Source organism: Dialister sp. i34-0019-2H8, assembly GCF_042846925.1.
Lineage (GTDB): Bacteria > Bacillota > Negativicutes > Veillonellales > Dialisteraceae > Dialister.
In genome coordinates, this window is sequence record NZ_BAABYQ010000001.1 from 1,335,768 (window position 1) to 1,358,985 (window position 23,218).

Sequence of the window (23,218 nt, forward strand, 5' to 3'; positions counted from 1 at the left end):
CATAGCCTTCCTTAAATAGCTCGCTATTCTCGTTAGGTTATTCCTCGCTATGCATAAAAATTCAAGAGTAAAATCTGACAACGATTTAATCAGTGTTTCCTTAAAATGCCTGTGAAGTCAAACGCTGTGATATACTTGCGTTTCCCTTGCCCCTGTCACCAGTAACGCCTGCTTTCGTGCCTTCACTACCGCTTCGGTGAACGTATTCCCGAAAAGTTCATGCGTCACATAGTCCGGCTCGATGGCCTCGACGATCTCTCTGGCGGCTCTCGTACGAAACGGATCATGATGATCCAAAGAACATATATGACGCATCATGACCTGATTCGTCAGCGGAACCGGCATTTCTCGCCTGAACTGGCGGATATATGCTCCGGAAAGAGAGCAGGAGAGATGAATACCTTTCACGAGCGCTCTCATTTTCCCCAGCCGCTTCATGCATTCCCTGATATAGAGCGCGGCCTCTTTTTCGCTTTTCAGATCCGGATTCGTGATCATGAAATGTCCGCTGTCAAACATAAGGCCTGTATGAGCGGGATCATCCAGTCTTGTGAAAAAGTATTCCACCTTCTCTGGTTCAAGCCGGTAAAGCCCCGGCCAGAAGATATTTTCAAAGAGAATGAATACCCCGTCCGGGATCAGATCGCGGAAAGACTGATAGAGCTCTGCCGTCGCTGCCAGAACTTCTTCATCGGTATGGCGGAAGCGCCAGGAAAAGGCCTCTTCAGGCGTACTCTCCTGCACATGCCAGACCAAATAGCGGGGCTTCTCAGCCAGTGCTGCACGGATATTCGCACGGATGACCTGTATCCAGCCTTCTCTATCCTCTGCGCCATACATTTGGCGTATATTATCCTGATTTGTAAAAATTTCAAACAGACGATCCTTATTCCCTTCATAGAAATCCATCCAATAGGGCCAGTACCTGAGATGCGTTCCCACGGTGATTTGCAAAAATGGCGGACTCCCCGCCTGACTGCCATATATGAGGTTTTCCACCCCATCCAGACCTTCCGCATGGATAAGACGCGAGATCTCCTCCTCCCGGTCACCCGGCATACGATAGTAGCTGATCAGTTGTTTCATCGGAGTATATCCTTTTCTATGTATCTGACTGGAACAGTTTATTATTTATCAAAAAAGCGATTGTACACATCTACCGCTTCCTGTGCCTTTTTTACAGCTTTATTTCTGGCTTCTATGATGGCATTCGCACCATTTGTCGCTCCGTCAATGTAGTGCTGGCAGGCTTTCACATACAGATCCACCTCTTCTGCATATTTTTGAAAAGCGGCTACATCCTGGATCCCCTTCTCCGGCGGTACAGGCACTGGCGGAAGGATGGCATCCGGAGATGGATATGCCTCTGTCATCTGTGTCGCTGCCGGATCGACCTCCGGGCTCGTCTTCTCCTCCTCTGCAAAGACGCATCCCGCACCAAGAAGGGCGAAGCATAAAATAAAGGCACCCATTTTCTTTTTCATTTTCATTCCTCCTTAAAAATGAGAAATTCATCGCTGTAACACCTAAAAAAGCCGCACGAAGTCAGGATGGACTTCTCCATCCCAAGATCCTGCGGCCACTCTCTCGATGGCTTACGATCGGACTACATCTTTCAGGCGCTCTGACTTGGTTCCCTGCTCTCCCATGTCCGTGCGAAGGAATTGCCATGAGAAAACTCCCTATACAGTTGCGGAACAGTTCCGGAGTCTCACCGGATTCCCCTGTAAATATCACTCACTAACCTTTTCATAGGATATTCTTATTTCCCACTAATGTCAAGAGATTTTATTGTCCTATGATGCTGGAGGGCCGACATAAGCAGCCGATGCGTACTTTTCGATGGCTGTGCGTTATCCCTTCAAATCCTGATAACCTGAAGAAACGCTGATTCAATCGCAGCGTCAGATGTATTCGGTGTTTGTGTAAAGAACCTCATCATTCCCATAAAAAAAAAGCAGAGCTCTCGCTCTGCTTTTCATGTTCCTTATTCTGCTGCGATAAACATCGGATACAGCGGCTGGTCGCCTTCGTACATTTCAAAGGTGACATTCGGGTAGGCTTTTTCTGCCTTCTCGATCTCTTTCTGACAGTCTTCTTCCGAAAGGTCTTTTCCGAAGTAAATGGTGACGATCTCGGTATCTTCATCAATAAGTTCACCAAGTACCTGCATGAAGCAGTCGGAAAGCTCCGGTACAGAGATGACTTCACAACCTTTGACAAGACCCATGAAGTCGTCCTTGTGAATGGTGGATTCACCGACGATGCTGTCACGTACAGCGGTCGTGATCATACCGCTCCTGATGTCTGAAAGACGATCGGCCATGGCATCAAGATTTTCCGCGATAGTGGCCTTACCATCAAAAACCATAGCAGCTGCCAGCCCTTCCATCGGGTTCGTGGATGGTACGATATGGACTTTTTCACCAAGCATTTTCTTCAGCTGCTGCGCAGCAAGAATGATGTTTTTGTTATTTGGCAGGATGATATATTTCTCATACTGTCCATTTTCCATACCTGCCGAGAGTTCCTGCACGGATGGATTCATGGACTGGCCGCCGGAGACAACATCACAGCCTGATTTTTCGAAAAGCTCTGTCCAGCCTTCTCCAGAGACCACGGTCAGGACACCAAGCGGTTTCTTTTCCATCTTCTGCTGCTTTTCTTTATTTCTATGAAATTGGTCGACCATGTTATCACACTTGATGTCATGGAGCGTACCCCAGTCCGCTGCCATGTCCAGGACATGGCCCGGACGCTGGGCGTGGATGTGGACCTTCACCAGATTATCGCCCGCAGCGACGATCATAGATTCCCCCCAGGAAGAAAGCTTCTGGCGAACTTCACGAGCACTTACTTTGCATGGGCTGATGATGAATTCCGTGCAGTAGGGATACTCAATGGAGAAAGACTCTCCTTTTGCTTCCAGACGGCTGATGACCGGCTTCACATCGACTTCGATATCCTCGACTTTTCCGGTCAGACCATTCAGACAACCCATCAAAAAGAAGATCAGTCCCTGACCACCAGCATCAACAACATTCGCATCTTTTAAAATCTGCAGCTGCTCCGGCGTCTTAGCGAGTGCTTCTTCTCCCGCATCGATAGATGCTTCCAAAATTTTGCTGAAATCCGTTTCCACGCGGTATACATCATGTGTCCCTTTCGCAATGCCGCGAGCTACGGAAAGGATGGTGCCCTCCACCGGCTTGGTGACAGCACGATATGCATACAGGATACCGTACTGGAAAGCCTTGCTCATCTGTCCGCAGGAGGCAGTCTTCTTGCCATGCAGGCCACGGCTGATGCCATGAATGATCTGCGAAAGGATGACACCAGAATTTCCGCGTGCCCCCATGATAGCACCAGCAGAAGCTTTCTCAGCGATGATGCCAACCGGCTCTTCCGGGCTGACTTCCGCAATCATGCTGTACATGGACTTCAAGGTATTCAGCATGTTATTCCCTGTATCGCCATCCGGCACGGGGAAAACATTCAGCTGATTGATAATTTCATATTTCTTCTGGAAAAGCTGATACGCTCCTACCAGCATATTTTTGAAACAATTCCCATCAATAACGGTATACATCATTCTCTCCCCCATTTATTTGGCTCTTTCAAAAATGAATCCAGTAAGCCCAGGACCCAGATAGGCTGTCAGAACCGGGGTCGCCGTCGTGAGTGTAATGTCCATGTCCGGATACATTTCCTTCGCTTTGTCATAGAGCACCTTCGCTCCGGCTTCATTTTCGATGTGTACGATGCCGAGTCTCTTGAGCGGCTCCTGCTTTTTCAGATAATCGATCATGAGCGCATTTGCTTTTTTTGTCGTGCGCACCTTCCCTAAAGCATCTACTTCATTGTTTTCATTCAGGTAAATCACCGGCTTGATTTTGAGAATGCTTCCAATGAGGCCAGCAGCCTTCCCGATGCGTCCTCCGCGCTTCAGATAGTCAATGGTATCGAGCGCAACGGTGAGTCCCGTCCGCATCGAGGCTTCTTCGAGCGCTTTCGCGATTTCCTCATAGGAAAGCCCCTTCTCGATCATATCCAGACCATCCTCCAGCAGATGGATCATGCCGATCGCCGTCGTTCTCGTATTGATGACCGTGATATTCTTGCGTCCCGACTGTCGGGCAGCCAAAAGCGCCCCGTTGTACGTGCCGCTGATGGTGGAGCAAATGCAGAGCACAATGATCGGGTCTTCGGCAGGAATATCGGAGAACAGCTTCAAAAAATCGCCGGTACTCGGCTGGCTCGTAGGTACCGATTTCTTCGTCGCTTCGGAATAATCGATGACAGCCTTAATGGTTGCCTCGCTTTCCGGTACGTAATTCTCTCCCATTTCAATGGTCAGGGAAATACAGTGTACATTCGGGTGAAGGGCTAGAAAATCTGCACCAACGCCGGAGGTACTGTCCAGAATCAAATGAATCATAGCAGTATGTTCCTTCCTATTGTTATTATGTTAGCGGTTAAGAGCTGAGAGGCTTCTGTAAGAGCGCATCATGGCCGAAGTGACATGTCGATCCGCGTCTTTCCGCAAGATCAAAATGCCATTTCTCATATCAAACATATCCATGCCGGTCAAATGCATGGATGCCCTGAAACGCATTACGCTTTTTTCTCTTTGGCTACTTTTCTTTCCGCCTGACGTTCCTTGAATTCCTTCAGGAGCTGCTGGTAGTCATCATCATCGTAACCATTGGTCGCAAGCATATATTCATGCAGCTTTTTTCTCTGTTTTGCTACATTCAGCGCAGACAGCTCAAAAGGATCGAGGGAAATTCTTGCCAGCATTTCACCGGTCGAAGAATAGCCGACGATGCCTTCGCCAAGGATGTCCACCAGCTTCTGCTTCTTCACTTCTTCACAGAAGGTATGGAAAAACTTATCTGCTTCCTTCGCCATGCTGTCGCGAAGACGCTTGTACTCTTCGCCTTTGTCTGCAGGAATCTTGAAGCCGTCAATCATGACATATTTTTCTGGTAAATTAAACATTTTATCACCTATTCGATTTTATATTTATCCACTGTATTTAACTATATCGCCCAAGCCGATTTTGGTCAAGTTTTTTGCACCATTTTGTACTGATATTCTCAAGGAAATCGGTACATTTTCAAGGAACCCTGCTATAGTATATCTAAACATTTTTTATGTTTGATTTTAAATGAGAATACACCTGTAAAACAGAAGGGTGCGTTTGAAAAAAAGTTGAACCAGAGAAGGTACGAATGGGCCTTTCGCCCCCGCAAAAAGCCGCCTGGCCTCAAAGACCGGGCGGCTTTTCTAAATTCGATCATTCTACAATCAGATTTTTCTTTTCTTCTTTAGGGAATACGAGGTTCAGAATAACAGCGACAACAAAGACCACAGCCACACAGTTTTCCGCAAAAACACTGCGGAAGAGTTCCGGGAAGATATGGAAAATCTGCGGGGTCTGTGTGAAACCGAGACCAATGCTGAGAGAGAGGGCAGCGATGCTCATATTTCTCTGCGAGTAACCGCATTCTCCGAGCATACGGACACCGGAAACAACGATAGAGCCGAACATCATGAGCGTGCAGCCGCCGAGAACGGCATCCGGAAGGGACGCCAGGATGACGCCAAGGCCGGGGATAATGCCTGCCAAAATCATAAGTGCCGCACCGCATCCGATAGCCTTACGGTTTACGACCTTGGTCATAGCGACAAGACCGACATTCTGGCTGAAGGATGTGATCGGCATGCAGCCGAAAAGGGAAGACAGTGAGCTTACGAAGCCATCGACCGCGATGGAGCCAGAAACTTCACGGCTCGTCGCCTGGCGGCCATACCCCATCATAGCAAGAGCACTGGTATCCCCCAGCGTTTCTGTTGCGGAGACGAGGAAAATCAGGAAGAAGGAGAAAATGGCATCTCCATGGAATTCAAGCGAGATCGGCATGATCCCGGGAAGGGAAATGAGCGGGACTTCCGTCAGACGAGACAGATCGACCATGCCGAAGCAGTACGCGGCGATATAGCCGACGACAAGCCCGAAGAGGACGGAAAGCTGCTTATAGAAAGAGTGTGCTTTAAGATTCCACGCAAGGCAGGCGACAAGCGTGATGGTGCCGACGATCAGGTAATTCTGGGCGCCAAAATTTGGATTGCCAAAGCCGCCGCCAAAAGAATTTGCCCCGATGGGAAGCAGGGAGAAACCGATGGCCGTCACGACGGACGCAGACACGATCGGCGGGATAAATTTCCTCCACCAGGAGGCGCCAAGGCCAAGGATACCTTCCAATATACCGCCAATGAGCGCAGCACCAAGGACTGCACCATAGCCATACTTGGTACCGATGATGCAGGCCACGGAAACGAAGGTGAAGCTGATCCCCATGATGATCGGCAGACCGCTGCCAAAACGCCAGATCGGGAAAAGCTGGAGAAGAGAGCCGATGCCGGCTACGATCATCGCAGACTGCACGAGTGCCGCCGACTCCGCCGGATCCATTTTGACAGCACCGGCTACGATGAGGATCGGCGCGATATTGGCCACGAACATGGCAAGTACATGCTGCAGTCCGAAAGGAACCGCTTTTCTGATTGTGATTTTCCCATTGGTTTCATAAATCGGATCTTTTTCCACAATACACTCCTAACTATAATAATTATTGGACTCCCTACATAAATTCACTGCTTTGCATCTTTGCGCATTATCTAAAAGTAATCGTGCCTGTTTCTGCATCCATCTTTTCGATAATAGCCAACGATTTCACATCAATGCCGGAAGCACGGAGCTCATCACCGCCGCCCTGAAATCCTTTCTCGATACAGATACCGACACCTTCTACGATGCCGCCGGCCTGTTTGACAAGGTCGATCAGCCCCTGCACAGCGCAGCCGTTTGCCAGAAAATCATCCATAATGAGGATGTGTTCACCGGCATTCAGATATTTCTTGGAGGCTACGACATGATTCACTTTATTATGTGTGAAGGACTTCACTTCGGTCGCATAGACATCCTTATCCATATTGCTGCCTGCCGACTTTTTGGCAAAGAGGACCGGAACACCGAAATATACTGCAGTGAGACAGGCAATGCCGATACCGGACGCTTCGATGGTCAGGATCTTATCCACCTGGCGGTCACCAAAAAGTTTCTTGAACTCCTTCCCCAGTTCACTAATGAAAGGGACATCGATCTGATGGTTCAGAAAGCTGTCGACCTTGAGTACATTCCCCGCTTTGATGACGCCGTCTTTCATAATTTTCTTCTGCAGTAAATTGAGTTCGCCCACGATACTCCTCCTCATTTCACTCACGGTCTGCCAAGCTGAACCGTGCTGACAAAAATATTTTACCTATTTTATCACGTTCCTTTACCTAGTGCAAAATTTAACGCAAAAAACGAGCCGGAGAGGCTCGTTTTTGGGGTATCAGAAATGAAGGGTAGGCTTCCTCCTTTTTTATGTTTGTTGACGCTTCCATGAAGAGAAAATCATATCCGCTTTGCCTTACAGTCTACCGTCAGAAGAAGACCTCTGTCACGCCCGCGCCCCCATTTCTATAGTCAGCTTCATGGAATTCCTTTACGAAATTCAGCGTACGAAGATACTCCTGGATCCCCTGACGCAGTGCGCCGGTCCCTTTGCCATGAATAATCTGCACCGGCGAAACGCCTGCCATGAAACATTCATTCAGAAAACGATCTACTTCAGGGACAGCCTCATCGACTGTTTTCCCGATGACATTGAGTGTGGTATGAACGGTACGAACACTCGCCGCACCCCGGGCAGCGAACGGACGACTGACCGGCTTCCTGACCTTCTTCACCGGTTTCTTCGTCTCGAAGCAATGCTCCGGAGTCACGGTGACATGCATCAGACCGCAGGCGATGGTGATCTTATTCCCCGACACTTTGGTGATGGTACCATCACTGTCCAGCGTATCGATATAGACATAGGTGCCTTTTTTGATCTGCTCCTGGGGAAGCGGATTTCTTCGGTTTTCTCTTCCGGGGAGTGCCATGGCATCGATCGCACCACGCACTTTAGAAACATGCTGCTGGAGATCATCCTTCGCCATCGCTGAGGCCTTTTTCTTGAGATCTTTGATGATGGCTTCCGACTGATTTCTAAGATCTCTTTTGATGGTCTCCGCTTCTTGTCTGGTTTTCTCCAAGATCTGGTCTTTCTTTTTATAGAAAGCATCCGTCTCTGTCCTAAGTTCGTTCCGCAGTTCCTCAGCCTTCTTCAGCTGGGCTTCCACCTCTTCTTTTTCATGCGCGACTTCACGCGTCTGGCGGTTCAGCCGTGCCATGACTTCTTCCATATTGTGAAGCGGAGAGCCTTCTTTCAGCTGGCTGGCACGAGAAAGGACAAGGGGCGGCATGCCAAGCCGCTTGCAAATGCTGAAGGCATTGCTGTTCCCCGCAACGCCGATGATAAGGTGGTAAGTCGGCGTCAGTGTCTCTTCGTCAAACTCCACAAATGCATTTTCGATGCCGCGCGTCTCGTAAGCGAGTTTTTTCATTTCACTGAAATGGGACGTAATGATAGCAGGTACTCCCTGCATCTGCAGATACTCCGTAACGGACTGTGCAAGCGCGGCTCCTTCAACAGGGTCTGTGCCTGACCCCAGTTCATCGAGAAGCACCAGATCTTCTGTCCCCACATGAGAAAGAAAAGCCGTGAGCTGTGTGATGTAGGAAGAAAAGGTCGAAAGATTGTACTGGATGCTCTGCTCGTCACCGATAATGGCATAGATATTTTTATAAATCGGAAGCATCGAGCCCTCAGCCGCCGGAATAAAGAGACCGGACTGATTCATGAGCGATAGAAGCCCCGCTGTTTTGATCGCAATGGTTTTGCCGCCCGCATTCGATCCTGTAATGATGAGGATCTGGAAATCCATTCCCAGCGTCAAAGATATCGGCACCACCTTATCCGCAGGAATAAGCGGGTGACGAGCACGGCGAAGGTCGAGCGCATGAGCGGAGTGGATGGCTTTTACTCCCTGCATAGAGAGTGCCAATTTCGCACGCGCAAAAATAAACTCCAGCTCGGTCGCAAGGTGACAGTTGTTCTTCGTGACTTCCCGTGTCTTCTTCACCTGCTCGGTAAGTGCGCGGAGGATTTCCTGTACTTCCTGCTTTTCCGAAGCCGTGAGTTCCGCGAGGTCGTTATTCAGGCGCACTGAGACCATCGGCTCCATAAAAAGCGTCTGCCCGGTGGATGATCTGTCATGCACGATCCCTTCAAATTTATACCGGTATTCTTCCTTGACCGGTACGACATAGCGACCATTTCTCTGCGTCACGATGGCATCCTGAAAATAGGATGACTGATCCTTATCCTGGATGATCTGCTGGATCGTCTTGCGGATACGATTCTTGATCATTTCTTTTTCCGTGCGGATGCGGGAAAGACGCGGGGAGGCGCGGTCACTGACCTCGCCATGCTCATCGAAGACCTGATGGATCCTTGCAATCAGCTGTTCCTGCGGGATGATGAGCGAAGCAAGCTCTTCGAGCGCGGGATAGACCAGATGACGCTCGCCTTCGAAATAGTGATGCATCTTCTTATACGTTTCGAGCGTTGCGGCGAGATCAATGAATTCCTTCGCCATCAGGATCATGTCTTTCCCAGCTTTTTCCAGTGTCTCGGTGATGTCATGCGTCTCCCCCAAAGGGGTCGTGATCTCGCGCTCTAGAAGAATCGATGCTTCTTCTGTTTCCGTGAGCTTTTTCTCTATGATCTCCGGCTCTACGGACGGCATGAGCGTCCGTGCCATAGCTTTGGAAAGCTGCGAGGGGGCGAGCTCTGCGAGCTTTTCGCGGATCTTGTCGAACTCCAGTGTTTCCAGTACATCTTGTTTCATTTATAAAACTCCTCTAAAGAAGTGACCACGGGTGACATCGTCTCCCCTGCCTGCTCCGGGGGCCTCTTTCCGGCCGCATAGTATATCACAGGCATCCTTACAAAGCGAGAGGATGCTTCCTTCATTCCCGCGAACGTCCAGTGTCAACGCAGAAAGGCCTGCTTTTTTCAATTCATCAAAGTACGGACGCATATCAAGGACATGGCAGTTGGCGATATGCATATGGCACCATTCATCGGTATGGATAGGGAAACGGCGTCCTTCCCCATCCTTCAGGGCGAAGCGCCCCCGCATGCAATACATAGGGCAGTGCTTTTTGTCCTTATCTCCCATCACCGCATTGATCGCGCAGTACTCGGAAATCATCATCTCCGTCCGTCCATACACATAGGCCCCGAGCGGTATATCCGATCCTTTCGCAATATGACGGATCTGCGGGATCGTCAGCTCCTGTGAAAGGAAGCAACCTGAAAAGCCGAGCCTTTCGATTTCTTTTTCAGCTTCTCTATTGAAAATATTCATGGACGGTCCCGCCCAGACAGCGAGGCTTTCCTCCCCCTTTACCCATTCGATGGCTCCGGCATATTCCAGCACCACGCCATCGGGAAGGAGCGTCAAAAGCTTTCGCAGCTGCGCCTGCGCTCTGGCCTGATATTTTTCTCGTACCACGCGCGGTGTGGGGAAGAGGATCTCTGCCCCCGCCTCGTGGCAAAGACGCACCGCCTCCTCATAGTCTTTCCATGGAATCGGCCTATGCGAGAAGGATTCTCCGCCAAAAATCACCTGACGTACACCGGCCTCCAGCGCCTCTTTCACATGAGAAAGAAGCGTCGTCCGGACCGTCACATGTGTCCCCTCCTCAGAAGGAACCCTCGAAAAAGCAGGCGTCATCGAGGCAGGGAGTGAGCGCGGAATGCCAGCCTCATGTGCCTCTATGCGCTTTTTCCAAAGGGACTCTACCGCCTCCTGCCGCAGATGGTTCAGAATACTTTTCGGCACCATGCATCCCTCATTGGATACCGATATGTCTGCAAGCGTGAACCATGTATTGCCAAGTCGGCCCATCTGCTTTATGATCTCTTCCGCACTCGTCACACGGGCTTTAGCTTTTTCCATGAGAACATCGGACAGAACCGTCACCGCATGCCCCTTATCATCGGCAGCGGTCAAAGACAGCGCTTCCCCGGGAGTCGCCGACAGGGAGAGATAGAGCGGGATCTTCCCCTCCAGATCCTTCATTGCAAGTGACTTCTTCGGTATTTTCACATTCCAGTAGACATGTGCATGCGCGAGAGGGCGTTTTTCGAAAAGAGCGCGATATTTCCCCTTTTTCAGAGGAGACAGCCGTTCTACAGGAATAAAGGCGATTGTTTTTTCTTCTGTCGCATAGGAAATACCCGTCACATCCACAAGACGCCTATCTGCCTCTGATTTAAAAACAAAGGCGGCGCGCCCGATGCTTTCCACACGTCCTGCCTCGACGCCGTGATTTCCTGGCGCGTACTCCGTGATCATAGACGGTCCTGCGGTATCATCCGGATATGCCGTCGTATAGCCGCGGTTAAATTCCTCTTCCAGATCGAGCTTCAACGGCTCGGTATCGATCAGAAGATGCTGCTTCGCTGCATCGATCGCTTTTCTATACGCTGATACGGTATTATAGACGTACTCTGCACTCTTCATGCGGCCTTCCACCTTGAGAGAGGACACATGGGCGGCCAAGAGGTCGGGGATCCGAGGAAGCCCCATCATATCCTTGAGGCTTAGGATGTACTTTCCCTTCTCCTGCGCGAGAGGACGGCCCGCATCATCCACCAGCTCATAGGGCATGCGGCAGGGCTGCGCGCAGGAACCACGGTTTCCACTGCGCCCGCCGATGAAACTGCTCATGAGACACTGCCCCGAGTAACACACACAGAGCGCGCCATGAACAAAAACTTCGATCTCCACATTCGTTTGGTCGGTGATTTCCTTGATTTCCGCCAGAGATAGCTCGCGCGAAAGCACCACACGCTGGAATCCATGATCCCCCAGAAAACGAACGCCGTCCAGATTTGACACAGTCATCTGTGTGCTGGCATGGAGCGGAATGTGTGGAGCGATCTTCCTGACCATGGAAACGACACCGAAATCCTGCACCAGTAGTCCGTCAATTGGGATCGTCCCTAAAAACTGAAGATACTCTGCGAGAGCCTTATTCTCCATATCGCCGATCAATGTATTCAGTGTCACATACACCGAGACGCCTTTTCCATGCGCCATACGGACGGCCTCTTTCATCTCCTCATCAGAGAAATTGCCCGCAAATTTTCGCGCGCTGAAGCGTTTCCCACCAAGATACACAGCATCTGCTCCTGCATCGAGCGCAGCGATAAGATGTGCCGGAGATCCGGCTGGTGCTAAAAGTTCCATGATATTTCTCCTTTGAAAACGAATGGTAACTAGTGACTGATGATTAGAAATTGTGGATGAGGGATCGCACGTCTCATCGTACTCTCTTCCCCCAGAAAAGTGGTTTTGCGAGGGGCACAGCATTTCTGCTGAGAGCGCTTCACCCCGACGCTCTCCCCATGAATAAACTCGTCTTATTGTATACTACCAGCCGGATAGTTTCAATGATAAGCCTGAAAGCGAAGAACCATCCTGATCCCCAATCCCCTGTCCACCCACATGCAAAAACCGCCAAACGAGAAAATGTCGCTTGGCGGTTCCACCATTCCGGTCACTTATCTCTTATTTGACTTCAGCTTCGTAACGGGCAAGAGTGAAGCAAAGGTCAGACAGACGATTCAGGTAGCGGATATCCACTTCATGCACCTCTTCCTCTTCGGAAAGACGCCACATGTCACGTTCTGCACGGCGAACAACAGTACGCGCCACATCAAGGAAGCTGGCGCTCTGGGTATCCCCCGGCACCAGGAAATGATCAAGTGGTGCCAGCTCATCCGTATAGGTATCGATGATCTGTTCCAGCTTCGTCACATGATCCGGCGTAATGTTTGCTTCTTTGCCGACGCTCGCTACATCCGCCATCAAAAGCCACAGTTCTTTCTGCAGCGCATAGATCGTTTCCTTGACATTATCATGGGTCGCAAAAGCACGCGCCTCGCCCAGCACAGAATCCACTTCATCAATGGTGCCATAGGTTTCTACACGCTGACAGCCTTTCGATACGCGTTCTCCTGTGTAGAGAGAGGTCTTGCCCTTGTCACCCGTTCTTGTATATACCTTTGCCATTTGAATCCTCCTTATTATTAAATGAGAGAATTATGAAAATATAGGCTTTCCTGATTCCATTATATCGCATGCCGGAGAAGGGTTCAAGGTTCAGAAAATGCGACATCAAAGTTTCCTTAGGAAAACACTGATTAAATCGTTGTCAGATTTCATTCTTGGATTTTTATACAGAGCAAGGAATCATCTGACGCGAATAGCGAGCTATTTAAGGAGGATGATGACGAAGCTATGTATAAAAATCCATATGAAATTCGACTCTGCGATTTAATCAGCGTTTCCTTAGCACATCTTAATAAAAAGAGCAGCTGACACATCAGCTGCTCTTTTGTAGTGTTTCTCACATCGCATCATAGATATCTGCGACTGCATCATATTCATCATCCGTCGGAGGGACGTATTCAGCTTCTCCATTTTCATCGGTATCGATACGTGCCAGAATGATATCCGGCTCTTCTTCATCATCTTCTGATGTCGGAATGGAGACCAGGACGGCGAATTCTTTTCCCTGAAAAGGAATGACCACGTCCTGTGCATAATCTCTTTCATCACCATCCGGACCGGTAATGGTGATAATGATCGCTTCTTCTTTTTTCTCTGCCATGGGCTTATCCTCTGTTTTTAAAAGCCAGGTGCTGGAGATAGCCCTCCAGGATCACCACGGCGGCCATTTTATCGATGACTTTTTTACGCTTCTTTCGGCTGACATCTGCGGCGATGAGCTGTTTCTGCGCCATCACCGTCGTCAAACGTTCATCCCAGAAGTAATAAGGAATATCGGGGAAAGCAGCCGCAAGCTCAGCAGCGAATTCCTCTGTCCGCTCAGCACGCATGCCTTTCGTACCATTCATATTAAGCGGCATGCCAAGGACAAATTCTTCGACCTTGTATTCATCCGTCAGCTGACGAAGCCGTTCAAAATCTTTTTCCCTCGTCGTATGACGGATGGTTTCCAGTCCCTGTGCCGTCCAGCCGAAAAGATCACTCACCGCGACGCCGATGGTCTGGGATCCTACATCAAGACTCATGATCCGCATATCAAAGTCCTTTGTGCTTGACATAGAAACGGACCAGTTCTTCCACCAGTTCATCTCTTTCGATGCCGGAGATCAGACGTCTTGCGTCATGACGGCTGGTGATATAGGTCGGTTCGCCGGAAACCAGGTATCCCACCAGCTGCACGGTCGGATTGTGTCCGGCTTCTTTCAAAGCACTGTACACCTCCTGCAGGATCATGGCAGCCTGGCGATTCTCGCCTTCATCGACATTCGTATTGAATAAAATCGTTTCATCAGAAACTGACATGGGTATACCTCCTTTGATAGTTCAGTCCACGAGAAAAGGGAACGGAAAAACAGGTGCAGCAGGTTTCAATGGTTCTCAAGATTCGATGGGATGCCGTGTTCTCCAACCTTGGACGGATGCCGTATCCTCGCTCTTGCAGTTCTACGAGACCCTCCTTATTTTTGCGTAGTGCCTCTCATTGAATCCTGTGAGCCTTCTGGACCTGATAAATCCACTTTGGCTATAAGACCCAAAGGAACTCCTTCAAATCTGATTCCTTTATTGGATCATTTCTGCGATAGCTTTCACACCTTCAGCGATAGATTCATTGATCTTGGACGGATCCTTGCCGCCTGCCTGTGCGACAGCCGGCTTGCCGCCGCCACCACCACCACAGCAGATTTTAGCAGCTTTGGAAATGACTTTGCCCATATGGACACCTGCCTTGATGGCTTCCGGAGAAGCCATACCGACGAGGTTCACTTTGTCACCGCAAACTGCACCGAGCAGGAAACAACCGCCAGAGAGCTTAGCTTTCGCTACGTCAGCTGCCTTTCTGAGCTCATCCATATTACCTGCATGAACGATAGCGCCAAAGAACGGTACGCCATTCTTTTCCTGCACATCTTTCATCAGATCACCCAGTTCATTCTTGGCCTGCTGCTGTTTCAGGCTGTCGAGTTCACGCTCCAGATCTTTCATTTGTGCCAGCGTCTTTTCGATCTTTTCAGCCAGCTGTTCCGGTTTACCTTTCAAGAGAGCCGCTGCCTCGCGGAGAAGTGCTCTGTCCTTCTTCATGTCTTCATAGGAGGCTTTCCCCGTGACAGCTTCGATACGTCGAATACCAGAGCCGATGCCGCCTTCGGAAAGCAGACGGAAGGAACCGATCTCTCCGACATTCTTTACATGACTGCCGCCGCAGAGCTCCTTGCTGTAGCCGGGAATGCTGACAACACGGACAACGTCACCATATTTTTCACCAAAGAGCGCCATAGCACCGGATTTCTTCGCTTCTTCGATCGGCATTTCACGGATATCGACAGGTGTCGCTTTGAGGATCTCCTCATTAACGATCTGTTCAACGGCAGCGAGCTGCTTCTCAGAAAGCGGTTCTGGCCATGTGAAGTCGAAGCGCAGACGGTCAGGAAGAACGAGAGAACCGGCCTGATTCACCTGATCGCCAAGTACGCGGCGAAGTGCTGCCTGAAGCATGTGTGTGCCTGTATGGTTTCTCGCAATGTCTTCTCTTCTGACGCGGTCAACTGTGACAGTGACCGTTTCCCCTTCACGGATGATGCCTTCAGAAACGGTACCGATGACATAGACGATACCATCTGGCAACTTCTTCGTGTCTTCGACCTGAATGGTACCCTCTTCGCCAACGATGGTGCCGGAATCCCCGATCTGTCCGCCGCCTTCTGCATGGAACGGGTTATTCTTGAGGACTACAGTGACTTCGGTGCCGTCTGCTGCAGAGACGATCTCTTTGCCATCCTGACCAAGAAGGAGCAGCTTCGTTTCGCCATCTTTGTCTTCCGTGGTGAGCTCTTTTGCATCGAGTTTTGTGGTATCCGGTGTAGCGACTTTCGCAGAAACTTTCGCACGCGCAGCTCTTGCTCTTTCCTTCTGTTCAGCCATGGCCGCTTCGAAGCCTTTCTCATCGATGGTGAGGCCCTGTTCCTTGGCAATCTCATTGGTCAGTTCCCATGGGAAGCCATAGGTATCATAAAGTTTGAAAACCTGATCACCGGAAAGAATGGTCTGCTGCTTTTTCTTCGTATCTTCCAACATTTCAGAAAGCAGGTCACAGCCTGCATTCAGCGTGGTATGGAAGCGTTCTTCTTCGACGCCGGCGACTTTCTTAATGAAAGCCTGCTTATCAACGAGTTCCGGATAGGCCGGCTTCATCATCTGAATGACGACATCAATCATCTGACCCATGAAGGCATCCTGAATGCCCAGAAGCTTGCCAAAACGAACGGCACGGCGCAGTACACGGCGGAGGACATAGCCTCTGCCTTCATTCGACGGAAGGATGCCGTCAGCGATCATATTCGTGATAGCACGCGCATGGTCAGAAATGACCTTCAGTGCCACATCACCCTCGGCACTCTGTCCATAGGATACGCCGGAAAGCTTCGAAGCTTCTTCAATGATCGGGAAAAACAGGTCGGTTTCAAAGTTATTCTTTTTCTTCTGAAGAACGGCAGCCAGACGTTCCAGACCTGCACCGGTATCGATGTTCTTCTTGGCAAGCGGCAGGTAGGAACCATCCTTCTGGCGGTCGTACTGGGAGAATACAAGGTTCCAGATCTCAAGGAAACGATCTCCGTCTCCCCCCATCTGGTTTTCCGGATCCGTGCCGAATTCTTCGCCCTGATCAAAGAAAATTTCAGAGTCTGGGCCGCATGGGCCTTCCCCGATTTCCCAGAAGTTATCGGAAAGCGGATAGATATGGTTTTCCGGCAGGCCGATCATTTTGTGCCAGTAGTCATGCGCTTCATTGTCATCGGGATAAATGGTGACGTAGAGGCGGGACTGATCGAGCTTCAGGACTTCGGTCAGGAATTCCCATGCCCAAGAAATCGCTTCCTTCTTGAAATAATCGCCAAAGGAGAAATTCCCCAGCATTTCGAAGAAAGTATGATGGCGTGCGGTACGGCCTACGTTTTCAATATCTCCGGTACGGATACATTTCTGGCTGGTCGTCACTCTGTGTTTCGGTGGTTCTACTTTGCCGGTGAAGTACGGCTTCAGTGGCGCCATGCCGGCACCGATCAAGAGAAGGCTGGGGTCATCCTTTGGAATCAAGGAGAAACTCTTCAGTCTCAGATGGTCTTTTTTATTTTCAAAAAACGAAAGATAATTTTCGCGAATGTCATTGCCTTTCATGATAAACCCCCTTAGTGATTCTTAAAGTATTTCTACATTATACTTGACTTGGGCAAGGCATGCAAATTTTTTTAAGAGGGACCACGGGTTCTGCGGGTCCTGCAAAAGTGGTGCGCCGCAAAACACGATGAACCCGGAAGCAGGAACGCAGGATGACCGGCCTGCAGGGATAAGATTCGAACGGGATCAAGGGCGCTGCCCGCACAACGGGTCAACCCCAAGCCAAGCAAAAAACCGCAGTCTTGCTGCGGCTTTCGTATTCCTTATTTCTGAAGCAGTCCGTTGATGGCGATACTCGGACGACCTTTTCTCATCTCTATGTCCGCATCGACATCAAAGACTTCCGCGATAGCTTCATGAGTCATGACCTCCATCGGTGGTCCCGAACGTTCGATGACGCCATTTTCAAGGACGAGAAGGTCTGTCGAATAGCGGATAGCCTGATTGATTTCATGTAAGACCATGACGACGGTCAAATTCTCTTCATGGTTCAGCTTTGAAACAAGCTCCATGACTTCAAGCTGGTGACAGATATCCAGATACGTAGTCGGTTCATCCAGGATGAGGATCTTCGGCTCCTGTGCGAGTGCCATCGCGATCCACACGCGCTGTCGTTCACCGCCGGAAAGGCTCGCTGCCAGGCGATCTTTCAGATGAAGCGTATTCGTCTTTCTCATGACCTCTTCCACGACTTCTCTGTCATGCGTGGAGACTCCCGACCACCAGTGCTGGTACGGATAGCGTCCGCAGGAAACGAGCTCCTCCGCTGTCATATCTTTCGGGATCTCATGAAACTGCGGCAGGAAGGCAACGACGCGTGAGAGTTCATCCGCTTTGTAGGCACCCAGGGGTTTACCCGCGATTTCCACGCTCCCTTTATCCGGCTTGAGATTTCCCGTCACTGCCTTCAGAAGCGTCGATTTCCCGCAGCCATTCCGTCCAAGGAAGGTAACGATGCTGCCCTTTCTGATGAGGCCGCTCGCCCCTTTCAGTACTTTATGATCGCCGAAGGTCACATGAATGTCAGAAATTCGAATTGCAATATCACCCATCATGCGCTCCTCCTTAACAGATACAGGAAAAATGGAGCACCAAGAAAGGCCATGATGATGCCCGCAGGGATCTCTATCGGTGAGAAGAGGACACGTCCGAGCGTATCACAGAAGACGAGTACCCCCGCCCCCAGGATAGCTGAACCGGGTACGACATACTTGTAGTCCGTCCCGACGATCAAACGGACAATATGCGGCACAACAAGACCGACAAAACCGATAAGTCCCGCGATGCTGACCGCACCTGCGGCAAGAAGCGCTGCTACGGCTGTCATGGTGAAGCGGACTTTCTCGACAGGAAGGCCAAGCCCGCGCGCCGTCTCATCGCCAAGAGAGAGGATGGTGAGTGCCTTGCATCCGCAGATGGCAAAGACAAGCCCTAAGATCGTGTACGGGAAAAGAGACTCAACCTGCGGCCAGCTGCGTGCGGAAAGACCACCGACCATCCAGAGAAGCGCCCCCTGTACTTTATCCGAGTAGAAGACGAGCAGCGCCGAAATCCCACTCCCGAGAAATGCACTGACGGCAACACCTGCCAGAATGATACGGCTAGGCCGGATACCATTCTTCCACGCAAGAGCATACACCGCCGCTGCGGAAAGCATCGCGCCGATGAAAGCCACTGGCGTCAGCAGAAGCGATGCCTCCGGCATGAAAATCAGCATAATGACCCCGGCAAGACCTGCGCCGGAAGAAACACCCACGATGCCTGGATCCGCCAGCGGGTTCTTCATCACCGCCTGCAGGATCGCTCCCGATACGGCGAGATTGGCCCCGACCAGCGCCCCTACGATATTTCGCGGGAATCGGATATTCCAGATGACCATCTCATCTGTCGTCTGGACATTTCCCATAAGCGTATGCAGGATCACCCCAAAGGAAATATCTGCCGATCCGAAAAGAAGACTTGCGATCATGGCAAAGACAGTGAATACGGCAAAGCAGCCAATGATCGCTACGCGCAGCGCCTTGCTCTTCCCTGTCTCATATTCGCCTTTTTTACTCATCCTTCCTCCTCATAGAACTATATGATAAGACTCACTATTTTTCATTATACCACGATTGTCTCCTCTTTTTTCAAATTTCAAAGTATTTTTAATCCAACAGGAAAGTTTATGACAGCGCCTTGTATAAAAGCCCTTGTGCAAAACTATATCCGTCCCTGCATCGGCCTTCTTTAAAAGGCTCCCCTGTCACCCGCATACGGCATATCACGCTCTCTGCAAACGGAGAACGAGGGGCCTTACCTCATCTTTTCCATCTTCACGCGAAAGGCGATCTTTCTTGCGGTCATCATGCCATCAAAATGAATGGTATAGGACTATTCGGCTTCCTGTACCTCTTCCACAGTGCCTTCGCCAAAGACGCGATGGCGGATGCGATCACCTGCCTTGAATCGAATCCCGGAAGACGCATCCTCACGCAGGCCTTCTTCCATGCGCTCGATATAGGAGAGACTTTCTGCTTTGTATTCGTCTGTCAGCGGCGGATCATAAAAAAGAGTGTCCGGATCGATATCGAAAACGAATCGGGACGGATAGCGGGGCGCACCATCGAGCCCCCATCCGCCCGCCTCGGAGAGGTAGAGCCCTTTCTCAGCGCGAGTCAGAGCAACAAAAGCGAGCCGACGCTCTTCTTCCATCGCCTGACGGGTGCGCGTCTTCCTTGATGGAAAAATGCCTTCATTCATACCGCAGAGAAAGACGTAGGGAAATTCCAGCCCTTTCGCCGTATGAATGGTCATGAGCTTCACCTTGTCCTCTGAAGGCGATGTGTCCAGATTGGAGAAAAGGGCTGCATGTGCGAGATAGTCAGCGATGCCCGTCTCTTCGCCGGCGGTCATTTCATACTCGAAGACGGACTGCTTGAGTTCCGCAAGATTATCCAGACGCTCCTGGCTCCCCACGGTACGCATCATTTCCTCATAACCGCTCTCATCCAGTAAAGCAGAAAGGATCTCCGAAACGGGCTTCCCTTCCCTATCTTTGGAAAAGGTTTCGATGAGTTCAACGAAATCAGAAGCCCTTGTCCCTTTGAAGATCGGATCGTCCATGTGCGATGTGAGTGCTTCATAGAGAGTGATCCCCTGCTGCCGGGCAATCGTTTCCAAAAACTGCATGCGCTTAGGGCCCATGTTTCGTTTCGGGACATTCACGATGCGCCTGAAAGCCATATCATCCTTGTATACAAGCATACGAAGATAGCAGAGGGCATCCTTGATCTCCATCCGCGAGAAAAACTGCGTCCCGCTGTACATGGTATAGGGGATCTTTTCTTTGAGGAGTGCTTCCTCAAGATTCCTTGTCACGTAGTGAGCCCGATAAAGAAGCGTCATGTCCTTGTAGGGAATGTGATGGTCATGAAGCATGTGTATTTCTTCGCAGATCCTTCGGGCTTCATCCTCTGCTGTTTTCAGATGGAAGCAGGTCACCTTCTGACCACTCGGCTGATGAGCGATGAGATCCTTCCTCATGCGATTCTGATTCTTTGAAATCAGTGAATTGGCCGCTGCAAGGATTTCCGGCGTCGATCGGTAGTTGTCATTCATTATGATCGTCTTCACGTCGGGGAAATGCTTGTCAAAGTCCAAAAGAAAGCGAATATTCGCCCCTCGCCAGGTGTAAATCGTCTGGTCCGAATCACCCACGACGAAAAGATTCTTATGATAGCCAGCCAGCACACGCATCAGCTCGTACTGGAGCGGGTCGATATCCTGAAACTCGTCCACCATGATGTACTCGAGACGTGACTGCCACTTCCGACATATGTCTTCTTGCTCTTCAAAAATATAAAGCGTGAACTTGATGAGGTCATTGTAGTCGAGGGCAAAGCATTTTTTCTCCTGATAAAGGTATCCGTAGAAAATGATGTCCTCTACATTGCTCGCCTTGTGGTATTTTTCGTAGAGTGTGGAGATCGGCATCGCGATCATATCCCGATAGTACTCTGGCTCAAAGACGCACTTCTTCATCTCGATCATGTCACGCGCTTTGGAAAAAGGCATATCACGCAGTGTCAGCTCCATTTCCTCATACACCATCGAGAGCATATCATCAATATCTGCATTGTCGATCACCAGAAAGCTTTTCGGATACGACACAGCATAGCTGTCCTCCTGCAGGACTGACACGCAGAAGGAGTGGAAGGTGGAAATATAGCCCGTATCTTCATCTCCCGTCAGCTGATGGATACGCATCGCCATTTCCCGCGCGGCTTTATTCGTAAATGTTGCACAGAGAATATGACCGGGAAGGATGCCGAGCTCATTCACAAGGTATGCGAATCGATGCGTCAAAGCGCGCGTCTTTCCGCTCCCTGCACCTGCGATCACACGCACCACACCCTCTGTCGTCGTCACAGCTTCTTTCTGCCGCTCATTGAGCCCTGCTAGTACATCCTGCATCGTTCTCTTCCTCCCTGCGAATGGTTTTCTCTATTGTAACATATAGGAGGAGCGGTGGACTAACGACAGGGATCTCTCCTTTGACCGCCATAAAGAAACGCGGATGACATCCTTTTCCTATGTCATCCGCGTTTCTTTATTCACTTTTTCTGACTTCCGTCCGATGGAGCTCACTGCCGTCAGGGAGATAGCCTGTCAGTATGAGCGCATCCTCGCTGGCCTCAAGTACCACATAATTGTCTGTTTCCGGCTGCGGTGCCGTATATTCATCGAGAGCATGCTCTTTCCAAAGTCCCGGATAACGAACATTGCCGGAAAGTCCAAGGATCACATACGCCGGCCCCTCTGGATTTCTCTTAAAATCATATACATGACCGCGATCACGATAGGTATGAAGATGTGCGGAGAGTACCAGATCCACGCCTGTCTCATCGAAGATCGGCATGAAGGTCTGCCCTTCTTCAGAGAAGCCCTCCTGACGCATCGGCCGCGAGGGATCGGCGAAGCTGTACTGGAAAGGATCCTTGTGCATCAGGACCACTTTCCACTTCTTTTTAGATTGCAGGATATCCTTTTTCGCCCAGACCTTTTCTTTTTCGTAGAGATCCGGTATCCATTCCTTTTCTTCATAGAGCGATGTATCGAGTACCGTGAAATGAACATCGCCCCAGTCGAAAGAGTAGTAGTGATTCGGAAGCGCGCTGTCTCCATTCTGAGGCACGTTGAAATGTGATGTATAGCGCTCCGGGAGCATCATCTTCCAGTCGAGCGTATACGCCTCGTGATTTCCGAGCGCCGGCACGAGCGGAATATCCGAAATGGTGGGCTCAACCGATTTCAGCCAGGTCTGCCACTGGTACTCATCCTCGCCATTATCTACCATGTCCCCAAGATCGACGAAGAAATCCGCGTCCTGGTTCCGTGCCATCGCGCCTTTGAATAACTTCTCCCAATCCGCATAGTCCGAGCTCTGTGAATCAGAGACAACGACCGCCTTGAAAGATTTGCCGTCGTCGGTCTTCAGCGGATACCACTCGCTGACCGTGTCCCCTGTGCGCGTGCGATATTCGTAGTCTGTGCCCTTGGTCAGATTCGTGAGACGCACCGTGTAGAGATAGCTATCAGAGATACCGTTATTCCCTTTGTATGATTTCGACGTGGCTTTCTCTGAGGAGATCCTATCGCTCCCTTTCATGCGATACTCCAGCGTGCAGTCTTTCTCTGTCTTGAGCTGCCACATGATCGTGCGCTCTTTGGTATTATCCGCTGCCACGATCTGGCGCAAAGCCTGCGGCTGCATCGTCTGAATCACCGAAGAAGAAGAGGAAGAGGCTCCCTTTCCCGTGCTTGCCCCGCAGGCAGAGACTGCCAGCGCCGAAAGCGCGAGTACTGCTCCAAAGCATATTTTCCAGTATGTCATAGTTTTATAGTTCCTTCCTTCAGGTATCCGTGTTTCCCTGTTTTTACTTTAGTATAAAGAGAATCGCTCTTCATCGCAAATACCTGT

General features: G+C 50.3%; 18 protein-coding genes and 1 riboswitch. All 18 genes read right to left on the minus strand.

Annotated features, from left to right (window positions below):
- Window positions 1-117: 117 nt before the first annotated feature.
- A complete protein-coding gene (locus tag ACGG9R_RS05745; protein ID WP_390152588.1) occupies window positions 118-1,086 on the minus strand; it encodes a hypothetical protein in 969 nt (322 codons plus the stop codon).
- A 41-nt stretch (window positions 1,087-1,127) separates the two neighbouring features.
- Complete coding sequence (locus ACGG9R_RS05750) at window positions 1,128-1,484, minus strand: hypothetical protein (RefSeq protein ID WP_390152590.1); 357 nt, start codon at window positions 1,482-1,484, stop codon at window positions 1,128-1,130.
- A gap of 112 nt (window positions 1,485-1,596) precedes the next feature.
- Window positions 1,597-1,772: riboswitch (cobalamin riboswitch) on the minus strand.
- 215 nt (window positions 1,773-1,987) lie between these two features.
- Window positions 1,988-3,592 carry a DAK2 domain-containing protein gene (locus ACGG9R_RS05755; RefSeq protein WP_390152593.1) on the minus strand — a complete coding sequence of 535 codons (1,605 nt, stop codon included), beginning with the start codon at window positions 3,590-3,592 and terminating at the stop codon, window positions 1,988-1,990.
- A gap of 12 nt (window positions 3,593-3,604) precedes the next feature.
- On the minus strand, window positions 3,605-4,438 hold the full coding sequence (locus ACGG9R_RS05760; protein ID WP_022106487.1) for a DegV family protein: 834 nt from the start codon (window positions 4,436-4,438) through the stop codon (window positions 3,605-3,607).
- Between the two features lie 176 nt (window positions 4,439-4,614).
- A complete protein-coding gene (locus tag ACGG9R_RS05765; RefSeq protein ID WP_390152595.1) occupies window positions 4,615-5,001 on the minus strand; it encodes a hypothetical protein in 387 nt (128 codons plus the stop codon).
- A gap of 298 nt (window positions 5,002-5,299) precedes the next feature.
- Complete coding sequence (locus ACGG9R_RS05770; protein WP_390152597.1) at window positions 5,300-6,613, minus strand: uracil-xanthine permease family protein; 1,314 nt, start codon at window positions 6,611-6,613, stop codon at window positions 5,300-5,302.
- 67 nt (window positions 6,614-6,680) lie between these two features.
- Entirely contained in the window at window positions 6,681-7,280 is a 600-nt protein-coding gene (locus ACGG9R_RS05775) for a xanthine phosphoribosyltransferase (RefSeq protein ID WP_390152600.1), read from the minus strand.
- A gap of 214 nt (window positions 7,281-7,494) precedes the next feature.
- Window positions 7,495-9,846 (minus strand): endonuclease MutS2, encoded by a 2,352-nt coding sequence (locus ACGG9R_RS05780; protein WP_390152603.1) that lies wholly within the window; start codon window positions 9,844-9,846, stop codon window positions 7,495-7,497.
- Window positions 9,847-12,258: a DUF3656 domain-containing protein gene (locus ACGG9R_RS05785; protein WP_390152606.1), complete on the minus strand. Its 2,412-nt coding sequence runs from the start codon at window positions 12,256-12,258 to the stop codon at window positions 9,847-9,849.
- A 321-nt stretch (window positions 12,259-12,579) separates the two neighbouring features.
- Window positions 12,580-13,083, minus strand: a complete 504-nt coding sequence (locus tag ACGG9R_RS05790; RefSeq protein ID WP_390152609.1) for a cob(I)yrinic acid a,c-diamide adenosyltransferase — start codon at window positions 13,081-13,083, stop codon at window positions 12,580-12,582.
- A gap of 337 nt (window positions 13,084-13,420) precedes the next feature.
- Entirely contained in the window at window positions 13,421-13,684 is a 264-nt protein-coding gene (locus ACGG9R_RS05795; RefSeq protein WP_390152612.1) for a DUF1292 domain-containing protein, read from the minus strand.
- Between the two features lie 4 nt (window positions 13,685-13,688).
- On the minus strand, window positions 13,689-14,117 hold the full coding sequence (gene ruvX / locus ACGG9R_RS05800) for a Holliday junction resolvase RuvX (RefSeq protein WP_390155101.1): 429 nt from the start codon (window positions 14,115-14,117) through the stop codon (window positions 13,689-13,691).
- A 1-nt stretch (window position 14,118) separates the two neighbouring features.
- Entirely contained in the window at window positions 14,119-14,385 is a 267-nt protein-coding gene (locus tag ACGG9R_RS05805) for an IreB family regulatory phosphoprotein (RefSeq protein ID WP_390152615.1), read from the minus strand.
- A gap of 258 nt (window positions 14,386-14,643) precedes the next feature.
- A complete protein-coding gene (gene alaS / locus ACGG9R_RS05810; RefSeq protein WP_390152618.1) occupies window positions 14,644-17,256 on the minus strand; it encodes an alanine--tRNA ligase in 2,613 nt (870 codons plus the stop codon).
- A gap of 263 nt (window positions 17,257-17,519) precedes the next feature.
- Window positions 17,520-18,311 (minus strand): ABC transporter ATP-binding protein, encoded by a 792-nt coding sequence (locus ACGG9R_RS05815; protein WP_390152621.1) that lies wholly within the window; start codon window positions 18,309-18,311, stop codon window positions 17,520-17,522.
- Window positions 18,308-19,315: a FecCD family ABC transporter permease gene (locus ACGG9R_RS05820; RefSeq protein ID WP_390152624.1), complete on the minus strand. Its 1,008-nt coding sequence runs from the start codon at window positions 19,313-19,315 to the stop codon at window positions 18,308-18,310. The genes ACGG9R_RS05815 and ACGG9R_RS05820 overlap by 4 nt, the downstream gene beginning before the upstream one ends.
- A 314-nt stretch (window positions 19,316-19,629) precedes the next feature.
- On the minus strand, window positions 19,630-21,711 hold the full coding sequence (locus tag ACGG9R_RS05825) for an ATP-dependent helicase (RefSeq protein ID WP_390152628.1): 2,082 nt from the start codon (window positions 21,709-21,711) through the stop codon (window positions 19,630-19,632).
- 136 nt (window positions 21,712-21,847) lie between these two features.
- Window positions 21,848-23,131 (minus strand): metallophosphoesterase, encoded by a 1,284-nt coding sequence (locus ACGG9R_RS05830; RefSeq protein ID WP_390152631.1) that lies wholly within the window; start codon window positions 23,129-23,131, stop codon window positions 21,848-21,850.
- Between the last annotated feature and the right edge of the window lie 87 nt (window positions 23,132-23,218).

Excerpts from the sequence above, each read along its gene's own strand:
- ACGG9R_RS05780 (WP_390152603.1), bottom strand. The coding sequence starts at position 9,846 with ATGAAACAAGATGTACTGGAAACACTGGAGTTCGACAAGATCCGCGAA.
- ACGG9R_RS05805 (WP_390152615.1), bottom strand. The coding sequence starts at position 14,385 with ATGTCAGTTTCTGATGAAACGATTTTATTCAATACGAATGTCGATGAA.
- ACGG9R_RS05755 (WP_390152593.1), bottom strand. The coding sequence starts at position 3,592 with ATGATGTATACCGTTATTGATGGGAATTGTTTCAAAAATATGCTGGTA.
- ACGG9R_RS05815 (WP_390152621.1), bottom strand. The coding sequence starts at position 18,311 with ATGATGGGTGATATTGCAATTCGAATTTCTGACATTCATGTGACCTTC.
- ACGG9R_RS05830 (WP_390152631.1), bottom strand. The coding sequence starts at position 23,131 with ATGACATACTGGAAAATATGCTTTGGAGCAGTACTCGCGCTTTCGGCG.
- ACGG9R_RS05795 (WP_390152612.1), bottom strand. The coding sequence starts at position 13,684 with ATGGCAGAGAAAAAAGAAGAAGCGATCATTATCACCATTACCGGTCCG.
- ACGG9R_RS05750 (WP_390152590.1), bottom strand. The coding sequence starts at position 1,484 with ATGAAAAAGAAAATGGGTGCCTTTATTTTATGCTTCGCCCTTCTTGGT.
- ACGG9R_RS05825 (WP_390152628.1), bottom strand. The coding sequence starts at position 21,711 with ATGCAGGATGTACTAGCAGGGCTCAATGAGCGGCAGAAAGAAGCTGTG.
- ACGG9R_RS05775 (WP_390152600.1), bottom strand. The coding sequence starts at position 7,280 with ATGAGGAGGAGTATCGTGGGCGAACTCAATTTACTGCAGAAGAAAATT.
- ACGG9R_RS05790 (WP_390152609.1), bottom strand. The coding sequence starts at position 13,083 with ATGGCAAAGGTATATACAAGAACGGGTGACAAGGGCAAGACCTCTCTC.
- ACGG9R_RS05820 (WP_390152624.1), bottom strand. The coding sequence starts at position 19,315 with ATGAGTAAAAAAGGCGAATATGAGACAGGGAAGAGCAAGGCGCTGCGC.
- ACGG9R_RS05745 (WP_390152588.1), bottom strand. The coding sequence starts at position 1,086 with ATGAAACAACTGATCAGCTACTATCGTATGCCGGGTGACCGGGAGGAG.
- ACGG9R_RS05760 (WP_022106487.1), bottom strand. The coding sequence starts at position 4,438 with ATGATTCATTTGATTCTGGACAGTACCTCCGGCGTTGGTGCAGATTTT.
- ruvX (WP_390155101.1), bottom strand. The coding sequence starts at position 14,117 with ATGCGGATCATGAGTCTTGATGTAGGATCCCAGACCATCGGCGTCGCG.
- ACGG9R_RS05765 (WP_390152595.1), bottom strand. The coding sequence starts at position 5,001 with ATGTTTAATTTACCAGAAAAATATGTCATGATTGACGGCTTCAAGATT.
- alaS (WP_390152618.1), bottom strand. The coding sequence starts at position 17,256 with ATGAAAGGCAATGACATTCGCGAAAATTATCTTTCGTTTTTTGAAAAT.
- ACGG9R_RS05785 (WP_390152606.1), bottom strand. The coding sequence starts at position 12,258 with ATGGAACTTTTAGCACCAGCCGGATCTCCGGCACATCTTATCGCTGCG.